Origin of the sequence: Prevotella sp. ne3005 (genome assembly GCF_900110085.1) — a bacterium.
GTDB lineage: Bacteria > Bacteroidota > Bacteroidia > Bacteroidales > Bacteroidaceae > Prevotella.
Map to the genome: position 1 here is coordinate 20,186 of NZ_FOCK01000005.1, position 12,205 is coordinate 32,390.

Below are 12,205 nucleotides of genomic sequence, written 5' to 3' on the forward strand. Positions count from 1 at the left end.
CACTGCTGAGGGATTTTTTCTTTTATTTTGCCGAGGCTGGAGTTGCAATCTTCATGAATACCGGGAAGTGGTCGGAGTAGGTGAGGTCGCGACGGTAGTAGGTCACGCCTTCGAGCGACTTGTCGTGGAAGATATAGTCGATACGCACTTTCTTGTTACCGCCACGGAAGGTGTACATCCATCCGCTACCACACTCCTTGAAACCGTCGACCTTGTCGCCCAACATCGTGTTATAAACGTAAGAGTAGGGAACATCGTTGAAGTCACCGCAGACGATGATGGGCACTTCTGACTCACGCATGTCCATCGCCAGTACATTAGCTTGTCCGGCTCGTGCAATCATACCTAAGGTATAGTTGCCGTAGATGGCTCTGAAGAGAGCATTGCTCTGAACTTCCATACCCTGATTGATCAGCTTACCAGCCTGGTGCATAGTGCGGTTGATACCTGTCGTCTCAAGGTGGGCATTGTAGACACGGTAAGTCTCCTCACCAACCTTGATCTCAGCCCACATGGCACTGTTGTTGGTCATCTCGAAATTCAGGTTCTTAAAGTTCGTGATGGGATAGCGGCTGTAAATCACCATATCACTCTCACCCGTGGCCATATAAGGGAAATATTCCTTATAGGAATCAGAGTTCTTGCGGTTGCCGCTCTGGTCGTTGTACTCCTGGAAGCAGGCAATGTCCACCTTCTGTCTCTTCATCTCGGCGAGGATGTCCTGTGCAATGAAGCCTGAGGTCTCACGGCTGAACATGGCAACGTTGTATGTTGCAATCTTAATGCCAGACTTTGAGTTGCCCTCGTCGGTGGAGCCGAACTTATAGAGGGTTGTGCTGTAAGGGATGCAGCAGAGGATGGTAATCAGGGGAATGAGGGCCCAGTGCCAGCGGCGCATGATGCACCAATAGATGAGGAGCACGACGTTGCCGGCAATCAGCAGGGGTAGTGCATAGACAAGCATGGCACGAGCGGTGTTTCCTGCAGGATTGACGTCACCACCAAAGAGGCCGGTGATCGTGAAGACCATCAACAGAACAGTTACAATAAGGATAGTAAATGAAAAATACTTTTGTACGGCAAGTTTTCCCATAATCAGAAAAGATTTATATTTGATGGCTTAAGCGTCGAGATACCTCCTGACCATCTCTATCAGGTCTTCCACCTTGAAAGGCTTGGCCATAAACTCATCGCATCCAGCCAGTTTGGCATCACGGATATTCTCTTCGAAGGCATAAGCACTCAAAGCGACAACAGGGACATCGGACCTTACTTCCTTGATGATGCGGGTGGCATCAAGACCGTTCATCTCCGGCATACGGATATCCATGAGAATCATATCGGGCTTCTCTTCCTCGTTGAGGGTCACAGCCTCAATGCCGTTACGGGCACGAATCAGCTTGTAACGCTTGTGCAGCACAATGCGAACGAGCTCGTAGTTACTGTCTTCATCTTCTGCCACAAGGATGCTCTTCTTGTTGTTGTCATCAGGACGACCACTGACACGAATCGTGCGAACATTGGTGGTTGTGGTGGATGTCTTCTGCATACCACCGATAGACCCCTCGAATGGCAGAATGAAGCGGAAAGTTGAGCCTTCGCCGAGTGTAGACTCCACGGCAATCTTACCGCCAAGCTTCTCAATGATAATCTTACAGAGGGGCAGCCCCAGTCCGTAGCCGTTATTCGATGTTTCGGCATCACGGGAAACGTAAGTCTCGAAAATGTGGTCGAGGTCTTGAGGGGCAATACCAGTACCGGTATCTTTGACGAAGAACTCCACGTTCTGTCCGTCGTTAACAATATGGTAACCGTAAGTGATGCTTCCTTGTGACGTGTGCTTGAGTGAGTTGCTGATGAGATTGGAGAAGACCTGTGTCAGACGGTTAGCATCAGTATTCAGATGGACTGACATCGTGGGTTTGTTCCAGATCAGCTTCACTGTGTCAGGACAACGGAACTTGAAGATGTTCTTGATACTATCGCAGAGCTCGTTGAGGTCGGTCTTGGATTTCTTCATCACAATCTCACCCGACTCTACACGGGAGAGGTCAAGAATCTCGTTGACCAAGTTCATCAAACGATTGTTATTGCTTTCGATAATCTCGAAGAACTTCATGCGGTCTTCCTGAGAATCGGTTTCTGCAATAACGCGTGAGAATCCTTCAATAGCGTTGAGTGGAGTACGGATTTCATGGCTCATGTTTGCAAGGAAGAGAGACTTCATCTTACTGGCTTTTTCTGCCTTCTGAGCCTTCTCCTCGTATTCCTTGAGCTTTTTGTTTGCGATTGCCAATTGCTCCTGAGCAAGCATCAGCCTACGATTGGCATCTGCGAACTTCTGTAGCAATATCTCTTTCTCGTCCTTCTCCATTATACTATAAATACAAAGTCGCTACAAAGGTAATAAAAAAAACTGAGATAAACCAAATTTTTTAAACTTTTTTCAACTTCTTTTCGCTTTTTCCCATGCTCCGCTCTTGCCGTGAGTCCGGAGATAGGCCATTCCACGGAACACGTTGATGTTCATGAATACAAAATAATAGATGGTGTAAAGCATCTTGTTCTTGTGTCCGTATCGACTTGATAACCAACCGATTAGTGCCATGGCGTAGAAGAGAATCTGCAATATAAGGATGATGTCGTAGAACAATCCTGCACCCATGATGGAAAGCAGACCGTTTACGATCAGGAGAATGATCATGGCCACGGGGGTGACACTCCATCGTAAAACGCGGTGGCTCACGTATTGAAATGTTACCAGTGGCTGGCGCATGGGGTTGAGCATCCTGCGCAACCACCAGATACTCTGCAGACCTCCGGCAGCGATACGGCGCTTACGTTTCGACTCCTCGAAGATGTTGGCTGAGCCGTATTCCTGAGCATAGGCATCGGGGGCATAGGCAATACGCTTGCCGGCTTCCACTACGTACATCGACATCATGAAATCGTCGAGCAATGCCTCGTCGGGTACTTCCCTGACCAATGTGGGGTCGATGGCATAGAGTTCGCCTGCGGCACCCATGGTGGAGTAGAGCTCGCTGTCCCAACGCTTTAAAGTACTCTCGTATCGCCAATAGAGGCCTTCGCCTTCCGCGGCCATATCACCGTCTTTCTTAGCCATGACACGTTTTTCACCCGACACACAGCCCACGGAGGGGTCCATAAACTGACGGGCAATTTCCTTCATGGCACCGGGATTGAGCATTGTATTGGCATCGGTAAAGGCAACATAACGGGTCTTGAGTTCACGGAGTCCGTGTTTCAGGGCAGCAGACTTTCCTCTGCGTTCTGGGCTAAAGACGATGTCGACTTCCGGATAGGCCTTCAACAGTTCGTTGGTGTGGTCGTTGCTGCCATCAGTGACCCACATGATGCGGAATTTGTCTTTCGGATAGTCTATGGCCAGCGTGTTTTTCATCTTCTCTGCCACCACATCTTCCTCGTTGTAGGCGCAGATGAGCAAGGTCATGTCGGGCAGCTCCTCGTCAGGCGGCAGCACGGCCTCCCGGGGTTTCCCCCGGAAGAACCGTTTTAGCCGGATGATGATGTATAGTAGTATTCCGTAACCAATATAGGTGTAGAATACAATGAGCAGCATAGCCCAAAACAGGATTTTAAGTGTCAGCATAGTGACTTTTTCTTTTTTTCTTTAGGTGTTCACTTCGTCTCGATTTCCTCTTGCATGTCTATGAACTGTTTGTCGCTGTCATAGAACTCGTATTGGAGGAAGGCCAGTTTTTGCGAGGGAATCACATGGACGCCCAGCCCGTACTTCATCTGCCATTGGCGTTTCATACTGAAGACGCCCTTGTTGATGTAAGCAGCGACGTAAGGGTGTACGTACAGGTAAAACTTGCGTACTCCGATCTTGTTGACGAGGGTGTCAATCTTACTCTCAAGTGTATCCGTAAAGAGGATACTCGACTTGATGGTTCCTTTTCCGAAACAGGTGGGGCAGGTCTCTTCGACGTTAACGCTCATGGCGGGTCTGACACGCTGACGGGTAATCTGCATCAGTCCAAACTTGGAAAGAGGCAGGATATTGTGCTTGGCGCGGTCTTTCTGCATGTTTTTGCACATGCGCTCATAGAGCATCTGGCGGTCTTCTGGCAGTTTCATGTCGATGAAGTCAACGATGATGATGCCGCCCATGTCCCTAAGCCTCAGCTGACGTGCCAACTCGTCGGCAGCACCAAGATTGGTCTCCAGGGCATTGGTCTCCTGATTGTTCTCCTTCTTAATGCGCGTACCGCTGTTTACGTCGACCACATGCATGGCCTCAGTGTGTTCAATAATGAGGTAGGCACCGTGTTTGTAGTTGACGGTCTTGCCGAAGCCTGACTTGAGCTGCTTGGTCACATCATAGTTGTCGAAGATGGGTACCGTACCGTTGTAAAGCTTGACGATTTCCTTCTTCTCGGGTGCTATCAGCCCAAGGTAGTTCTTGATTTCTTCAAAGATCGTGCTGTCGTTGATGTGGATGCCGTCATAGGTGGGGTTGAACAGGTCACGGAGCAGGGCGACGGCGCGGCTTTCCTCCTCAAAGCACAACTGTGGGCGCTCTGTCGTCTTCTGTACTTTTGTGATGGTGTCTTCCCAGCGTTTCAGCAGGATCTTCAGTTCTGCGTCGAGTTCCGCGGCTCTTTTCCCTTCTGCCACCGTGCGCACAATGACACCAAAGTTCTTGGGCTTGATGCTCTGGATGAGCTGTTTCAGCCGGCTACGCTCCTCACTGCGTTTGATCTTGGTGGAGACGGAAACGCTGTCTTCAAAGGGTATCAGCACCAGGTAACGTCCAGCAAAGCTGAGTTCGCATGTGAGACGCGGTCCTTTCGTGTTGATAGGCTCTTTGACAATCTGTACCAGCACTTCCTGACCCACTTTCAGTGTGTTGGCAATGCTGCCGTCCTTCTTCAGAATCGGTTGCGGTGTAGCCTTCTGGATGGGGTAGAGTTTCTTGCGGTCACTGACTACCTGTTTCAGGTATTTCTCGTATGAGAGGAATTGACTCCCTAAGTCAAGGTAATGGAGAAAGGCCACGCGCTCGGCGCCGACGTCAACGAAGCAAGCGTTCAATCCAGGCATCAGCTTCTTCACTTTTGCCACATAGATGTTGCCCACCGAGAACGATGCCGTGCGCTGCTCTTGCTGGTATTCTACCAGTTGCTTGTCTTCGAGCAAGGCAATCGAGATGTCTTTCGGCTGCACATCAATGATTACTTCACTTGTCATTGTCTTTCTTGTTACTGACGGGGTTGTCGTTAAAACTCAAAAGGGTGTGATGCTATCCCGTGGGATAAGCGCTCACACTCCTTTCATTTCTTTTTCTAAGCCATAGAGGGGCAAGCTTTACTTGCTCTTATGACGATTCTTGCGCAGTCTCTTCTTACGCTTGTGAGTAGCCATCTTGTGGCCCTTCTTCTTCTTTCCGTTTGGCATAATACTAATGTTTATTTAAATGTTAATTACTTCATTTTCTCGATAAAACTCTTTGAAGGCTTGAATGCGGGAAAGTCATGAGCCTCAATAACGAGTGTGGTGTTCTTTGAGATGTTGCGGGCGGTCTTCTTCGCACGACGCTTCACATGGAAAGTGCCGAAGCCACGAAGGTAGACGTTCTCCTTGTCTTGGGAGAGCGAGGTGCGAATCACTTCCATAAATGACTCCACCGCCGTGGATACATCCTTTTTGGCAATGCCTGTCTCCTCAGCAATTTTAGTGATGATTTCTGCCTTTGTCATTTCTATGTTTCTTATATATATTAATAATGTGAAAAACCGATTATTATCGATTTCGGACTGCAAAGTTACTAATTTTCAGTCGATTACCGAAATATTTCGGGGATTTTTTTATAAAAATTGTGATTTTATTCTCACTTTGCCCCTTTTTGAGCCTCTTTGACCCTCTCAGACGGCTCTATTTGGCGTCTTGTTTACATAAAGGGCGGAGTGATGACTTATCGTTAATTATTCCTAAATGATAGGGCGTGTCGGAACAATATTCAAAGAAAACGAGTAATTTTGTAGGCTACAAAGAAGAACTATTAAGTTGTTTAACATTTAAATGTTTTATTATCAATGATTTATTCAAAAGAAGTGGAGAACATGTGTAGCGTTTGTAAAGGCGCTTACCATGGACCTGCACCTATCCCCGAGGAGGGCAAGTGGGTTGCAGTGAAAGAAATCAAGGAGATCTCTGGTTACACCCACGGTATTGGCTGGTGTGCACCTCAGCAGGGTGCCTGCAAGCTGAGCCTGAACGTGAAGGATGGCATCATCCAGGAGGCTCTGGTTGAGACCATCGGTTGTACCGGTATGACACACTCAGCTGCTATGGCTTCTGAGATCCTGCCCGGTAAGACCATTCTCGAGGCTCTGAATACCGACCTCGTATGCGATGCTATCAACACCGCCATGCGCGAACTCTTCCTGCAGATTGTTTACGGACGTACACAGAGTGCCTTCTCTGAGGGTGGTCTGGCTATCGGTGCTGGTCTTGAGGACCTGGGTAAGGGTCTCCGTTCACAGACTGGTACACTCTATGGCACCGTTGCCAAGGGTACCCGTTATCTTGAGCTGACTGAGGGTTACATCACCAAGATGTATCTCGATGCCAACAACGAGGTTTGCGGTTACGAGTATGTACATCTCGGCAAGATGATGGAGGCTATCAAGGGCGGCATGGACGCTAATGAGGCTCTGAAGAAGTTCACCGGCTCTTATGGTCGCACAAGCGAGGAGCAGGGTGCAGTTAAGGCTATTGACCCACGTAAAGAATAATAGGAGGATACGACAATGATTAGAAAAGTACAGTTTGAGAGTCAGGAGCGCCGTATCAACCAGGTTCTTGCTGCTCTGAAGGAGAATGGCATCAACTCTATCGAAGAGGCCAATGAGATTTGTGAAAAGGCAGGTATCGATCCTTATCAGATGTGTGAGGATACTCAGCTCATCTGCTTCGAGAATGCTAAGTGGGCATACGTTTGTGGTGCTGCTATCGCCATCAAGAAGGGTGTAAAGACGGCTGCCGAGGCTGCTGAGGCTATCGGTATCGGTCTGCAGAGCTTCTGTATCCCCGGATCTGTAGCTGACGATCGTAAGGTAGGTATCGGTCACGGTAACCTTGCCGCTCGTCTGCTCCGTGAGGAGACTGAGTGCTTCGCCTTCCTGGCTGGTCACGAGAGCTTCGCTGCTGCCGAGGGTGCTATCAAAATTGCTGAGATGGCCAACAAGGTTCGTCAGAAGCCGCTTCGCGTGATTCTGAACGGTCTTGGCAAGGACGCTGCTCAGATCATCAGCCGTATCAACGGTTTTACATACGTACAGACTAAGTTCGATTACTTCACTGGCGACCTGAACGTTGTTAAGGAGGTCCCTTATGGCAATAACCCCAGCCGTCTGAAGGTAAAGTGCTATGGTGCCGATGATGTTCGTGAGGGCGTAGCTATCCTGTGGAAGGAGAACGTTGATGTTTCTATCACTGGTAACTCTACCAACCCAACACGTTTCCAGCACCCAGTAGCTGGTACCTATAAGAAGGAGCGCGTGCTCGCTGGTAAGCCTTACTTCTCAGTAGCTTCTGGTGGTGGTACCGGTCGTACCCTGCACCCGGATAACATGGCTGCTGGTCCTGCTTCTTATGGTATGACTGATACGCTGGGTCGTATGCACTCAGACGCTCAGTTCGCAGGTTCTTCTTCAGTTCCTGCTCACGTAGAGATGATGGGCTTCCTCGGTATGGGTAACAACCCGATGGTAGGTGCTACTGTATCTGTAGCCGTTGCTATCGACCTCGCCCTGAACAAGAAGTAATCTTCTTGAGCTATTATTATAAAAATCCCCGCCGATTGGCGGGGATTTTTGCTTTTAGATCTCGAAATCGAGGCAGCTGCGCTGGACGGTGTAGGGGCGAACCTTTCCGTTGGCAACGGCTACATGCTCGGGATGAACGGCATAGCCCTTCAGTGCCTCTTCGCTCTCCAGTGTACTGTCGAGCATCACATCGGCATTCGATGAAGCCAAGCGGCCGTCGATATGTACTTTGACATCAATGAGTCCTGGCACTTTGCCCACAAGACCTTCAAGACCAGCCTTGATCCCTGCCTTTACCTGCTGTTTCTCTTCTTCTGAGAGTTCTGGATTCAGGGTCCAGAGAATAATGTGTTTAACCATAATTTGAATTGTTTTTGGTAATTGATGTGGTGCAAAAATAAGCATTTTATTCGGCATGACAAAAATTTTATCAGAAAAATGATGCGTAATTCGGGATTTTTATGTAAATTTGCCCCAAATAACCCAAAACCAATAAGATTATGGCAACAACACCTACTCCCCACATTGGGGCAAAGTTCGGCGAAATAGCCGAGACAGTAATTATGGCCGGCGATCCGCTGAGAGCTAAGTTTATGGCAGAGAAGTATCTGGAGAACCCTGTGGAATTCAACCACGTCAGAGGTATGTTTGGATTTACGGGAACCTATCATGGCAAACGTGTCAGTGTGATGGGCCATGGTATGGGCATGCCCTCCATCGGTATCTATACTTATGAGTTGTATAACTTCTATGGAGTGAAGACTATCATCCGTGTGGGATCGGCAGGTTCTATCAATATGGATCTGCATGTTGGCGACATCGCCATTGCTATGGGCGCCTGCACGAACTCGAATTATGTCAATCAGTATGAGTTACCTGGTACGTATGCCCCCATCGCCGATTTTACATTGGTACGTGGTGCTGCTGAGGCCTGTGAGCGCTTTGGTTATAATTATATGGTGGGCAATGTGTTGTCTTCGGACACTTTCTATTCGGATAATCCTCAGAATGACAAGTGGATGAAGATGGGTGTGCTAGCTGTCGAGATGGAGATAGCCGCCCTCTACATGAATGCTGCCCGTGCAGGCAAGCGTGCCCTTGGCATCTGCACCATCTCCGACCATATCCTCACGGGTGAGGCAACGACCGCCGAGGAGCGACAGACAACCTTTACCCACATGATGGATGTGGCATTCTCATTATTATAATAATAGGAGGAATCAATGGCTACAGTCGATGATAAGAAAGTCATCTTCTCGATGGTTGGCGTGAGCAAGACCATCCAGCAGAACCAGAAACAAGTATTAAAGAACATCTATCTGAGTTTCTTCTACGGCGCGAAGATTGGCATTATTGGATTGAACGGTGCGGGTAAGTCCACACTTATGAAGATTATTGCCGGTCTCGATGAGAAGTTCCAAGGTCAGGTAGTGTGGAGTCCTGGCTATTCGGTGGGCTATCTGCCCCAGGACCCGCCACTGAATGAAGAGAAGACGGTCAAGGAGAACGTGATGGAAGGGGTTCAGCATGTGTATGATGCGCTTGCAGAATATGATCAGATCAACGTGAAGTTCGGTCTTCCTGAGTATTATGAGGACCCAGATAAGATGGACAAGCTGATGCAGCGCCAGGCAGAGCTGCAGGATATCATCGACGCGACGGATGCCTGGAACATGGACTCGAAGCTCGACCGTGCGATGGCTGCGCTGAACTGTCCGCCAGGCGACTGGAGTGTGAAGACACTTTCTGGCGGTGAGCGCCGTCGCGTGGCCCTGTGTCGACTGCTGTTGCAGAAACCCGACGTGCTGCTGCTCGACGAGCCCACGAACCATCTGGATGCAGAAAGCATCGACTGGCTGGAGCAGCACCTGCAGCAGTATGAGGGTACGGTGATTGCTGTGACCCATGACCGATACTTCCTTGACGATGTGGCAGAGTGGATCCTTGAACTCGACCGCGGTGAGGGCATCCCTTGGAAGGGTAACTATTCATCATGGCTGGAGCAAAAGTCTCAGCGACTGGCTCAAGAAGAGAAACAAGCCTCGAAGCGCCGCAAGACTCTGGAACGTGAGCTGGAGTGGGTGAGGATGGCCCCGAAGGCGCGTCATGCCAAGGGGAAAGCCCGTCTGAACTCTTATGACAAGATGCTCAACGAGGAACAGAAACAGAAAGAGGAAAAACTGGAGATATTTATTCCCAACGGTCCGCGCCTTGGTAACAAGGTCATCGTGGCAGAACATGTGGCTAAGGCTTATCCCGAGAAGGAACTCTTTAAGGACCTGAACTTCATCCTGCCGCCAAATGGCATTGTGGGCGTGATAGGCCCTAACGGTGCCGGCAAGACCACATTGTTCCGCCTGATCATGGGTTTGGAGAAGGCTGATGCAGGTTCCTTCGACGTGGGCGAGACAGTGAAACTCTCGTACGTTGACCAGCAGCATAAGGACATCGATCCTGAGAAAACCGTTTATCAGGTGGTGAGCGGTGGTAATGAAACCATCCGCATGGGTGGGCGCGATGTGAACGTACGCGCCTATCTCTCACGGTTCAATTTCAGTGGTGCCGATCAGGAGAAGAAATGTGGCGTACTTTCGGGTGGTGAGCGTAACCGTCTGCATCTGGCCATAGCCCTGAAACAGGAAGGCAATGTTTTACTTCTCGATGAGCCGACTAACGATATAGATGTCAATACGTTACGCGCTTTGGAGGAAGGCTTGGAATCGTTCGCGGGTTGTGCCGTTATTATTAGTCACGACCGTTGGTTCCTTGATCGTATCTGTACGCATATCCTCGCCTTCGAGGGTGAGGGTAACGTCTTCTACTTCGAGGGCAACTACTCAGAGTATGAGACCAACAAGGCACAGCGCCTTGGCCTCGAAGAACCTAAGCGTGCCCGCTATCGTAAACTGATGGAGGAATAGACAGGATGAAAAAGCTGGTCGTGATGTGGATGGCTGGTCTGCTGTTGGGAGCATGCAGTGGCGGATGGCACAATCAGACCGAAGCCGACCTCTCGGCCTTCAGTACCTATGTAGACAGTCTCGACTCGGCTGTGCAGGGCAAGTGGTTCACGAGGATGGGTGTGTCGGAAGATGCTGATTCTTTGTTGTCCTATCTTCGCCGAGAAGTGCCCCGTAATGGACTTGATACAACGGCCTTCTTCGTGCCTCAGATTGCCGAGGACTTGCATATCGTCCATACACTCGCCTTTGACTCTGTGGGCCAGAGCATCAATGAGGTGCTTGTCCGACTCGACAGTAACCTCTCGAAGGCCTATATCGACTATACCACCGGGCTGCGTTATGGCTTTATGCGCCCTGACAAGGTGTTGAACAACAAGGACTATAAGGTAGGAGGTCCGGGGTATGCCCAGCTCTTCGACTATGAGATCAAAGCCCCCGACAAGGAGACGTCAGAGAAACAGTTGACGAAAGATGACAGGATGGCTTTCTTCATGGCCTCTCAGCCCTCAAACTACGTGTACCATGCTTTGCAAGAGAGATTGTTGGCCACTAATGACACCGCAGAACGACGGAAGATTGCTATCAATATGGAACGCTGCCGTTGGCAGATCAAGCATCCTGAACAACAAGAGAGACGGGTTTTGGTCAATATCCCCGCCCAACAGCTTTGGGCCGTAGGCGGCGACACGGTGCTCTATATGCGTATCTGCTGTGGTGCCTATGCCACCAAGACCCCACTGCTCTGCAGCACTATCAACTATATGCAAGTCAACCCCGAGTGGATCATTCCCTACAACATCATCAAGACTGATGTAGCTCGCCATGGGGGTGACTCCGCCTACTTTGCGCGTAACCGATATTCCATAGTAAGGAGACAAACCAACGATACACTGAGGGCCTCTGAGGTGTCGTCCGAACAGCTGATGTCCGGTAATCTCCGTGTGGTTCAGAAGGGTGGGGCAGGCAACTCGCTCGGCCGCATCGTGTTTCGTTTTCCAAACAATTTCTCCGTCTATCTGCATGACACCAACAACCGGGGCGCTTTCCAACGTGAGCGACGCACACTCTCCCATGGATGTGTACGCGTGCAGAAGCCCTTCGACTTAGCCTGTTTTCTCTTATCGGATGTCGACGACTGGACTCGCGATCAGTTACGCATCTCAATGGACATCCGTCCAGAAACCGAGCGTGGTAGAAACTACGTAAGAGATCATGCCGAGGATCCTCATCCTTTGCGTCTGATTCAGTATCGTGAGATTAATCCGAAGGTGCCCGTCTATATTGTCTACTTCACTGCTTATCCGAATCCGGCAACTGGTAAGGTGGAGTTTTGGCCCGACCGTTATGACTACGACAAGGTTATCGTGGAGAAGATTGGGGCGTATCTGCTTAAATAAAAGAAATAATAACAACTAATAATTATCAACT

Annotated in this window: 11 protein-coding genes; 5 read left to right on the forward strand and 6 right to left on the reverse strand. The window is 49.6% G+C overall.

Annotated features, from left to right (window positions below; translation table 11 throughout):
• Positions 1 to 22 precede the first annotated feature (22 nt).
• The 5 genes from BMY16_RS08110 to BMY16_RS08130 all read right to left on the reverse strand — a co-directional run bounded on the left by BMY16_RS08110 (position 23) and on the right by BMY16_RS08130 (position 5,744).
• The gene (locus tag BMY16_RS08110) at positions 23 to 1,093 is read right to left on the reverse strand and encodes an endonuclease/exonuclease/phosphatase family protein (RefSeq protein ID WP_091841547.1); all 1,071 of its coding nucleotides are present in this window, start codon (positions 1,091 to 1,093) and stop codon (positions 23 to 25) included.
• Between the two features lie 27 nt (positions 1,094 to 1,120).
• Positions 1,121 to 2,374, reverse strand: a complete 1,254-nt coding sequence (locus BMY16_RS08115) for an ATP-binding response regulator (protein ID WP_091841549.1) — start codon at positions 2,372 to 2,374, stop codon at positions 1,121 to 1,123.
• A 72-nt stretch (positions 2,375 to 2,446) separates the two neighbouring features.
• Positions 2,447 to 3,631 (reverse strand): glycosyltransferase family 2 protein, encoded by a 1,185-nt coding sequence (locus BMY16_RS08120; RefSeq protein ID WP_091841551.1) that lies wholly within the window; start codon positions 3,629 to 3,631, stop codon positions 2,447 to 2,449.
• 29 nt (positions 3,632 to 3,660) lie between these two features.
• Positions 3,661 to 5,235, reverse strand: coding sequence for an Rne/Rng family ribonuclease (locus tag BMY16_RS08125; protein WP_091841553.1), 1,575 nt, complete (start codon positions 5,233 to 5,235; stop codon positions 3,661 to 3,663).
• A 233-nt stretch (positions 5,236 to 5,468) separates the two neighbouring features.
• Complete coding sequence (locus BMY16_RS08130; RefSeq protein WP_091841554.1) at positions 5,469 to 5,744, reverse strand: HU family DNA-binding protein; 276 nt, start codon at positions 5,742 to 5,744, stop codon at positions 5,469 to 5,471.
• A 336-nt stretch (positions 5,745 to 6,080) separates the two neighbouring features.
• On the opposite strand from BMY16_RS08130, the gene BMY16_RS08135 reads away from it, so the two are divergent.
• Both BMY16_RS08135 and BMY16_RS08140 read left to right on the forward strand, forming a co-directional pair.
• Complete coding sequence (locus tag BMY16_RS08135) at positions 6,081 to 6,782, forward strand: iron-sulfur cluster assembly scaffold protein (RefSeq protein ID WP_091841556.1); 702 nt, start codon at positions 6,081 to 6,083, stop codon at positions 6,780 to 6,782.
• A 15-nt stretch (positions 6,783 to 6,797) separates the two neighbouring features.
• Entirely contained in the window at positions 6,798 to 7,814 is a 1,017-nt protein-coding gene (locus BMY16_RS08140) for a GGGtGRT protein (protein WP_091841558.1), read from the forward strand.
• A 54-nt stretch (positions 7,815 to 7,868) separates the two neighbouring features.
• On the opposite strand, the gene BMY16_RS08145 is transcribed toward BMY16_RS08140, so the two are convergent.
• Positions 7,869 to 8,174, reverse strand: a complete 306-nt coding sequence (locus BMY16_RS08145; protein ID WP_091841560.1) for a Dabb family protein — start codon at positions 8,172 to 8,174, stop codon at positions 7,869 to 7,871.
• A gap of 140 nt (positions 8,175 to 8,314) precedes the next feature.
• Between BMY16_RS08145 and deoD the strand changes: the two genes are divergently transcribed.
• From deoD to BMY16_RS08160, 3 genes are read left to right on the forward strand one after another with little or no spacing between them, the layout of a single operon-like run.
• A complete protein-coding gene (gene deoD, locus BMY16_RS08150; RefSeq protein WP_091841562.1) occupies positions 8,315 to 9,022 on the forward strand; it encodes a purine-nucleoside phosphorylase in 708 nt (235 codons plus the stop codon).
• Positions 9,023 to 9,037: 15 nt separating this feature from the next.
• The gene (gene ettA / locus BMY16_RS08155) at positions 9,038 to 10,735 is read left to right on the forward strand and encodes an energy-dependent translational throttle protein EttA (protein ID WP_091841564.1); all 1,698 of its coding nucleotides are present in this window, start codon (positions 9,038 to 9,040) and stop codon (positions 10,733 to 10,735) included.
• A 5-nt stretch (positions 10,736 to 10,740) separates the two neighbouring features.
• Positions 10,741 to 12,174: a L,D-transpeptidase family protein gene (locus BMY16_RS08160; RefSeq protein ID WP_091841565.1), complete on the forward strand. Its 1,434-nt coding sequence runs from the start codon at positions 10,741 to 10,743 to the stop codon at positions 12,172 to 12,174.
• Positions 12,175 to 12,205: the final 31 nt, after the last annotated feature.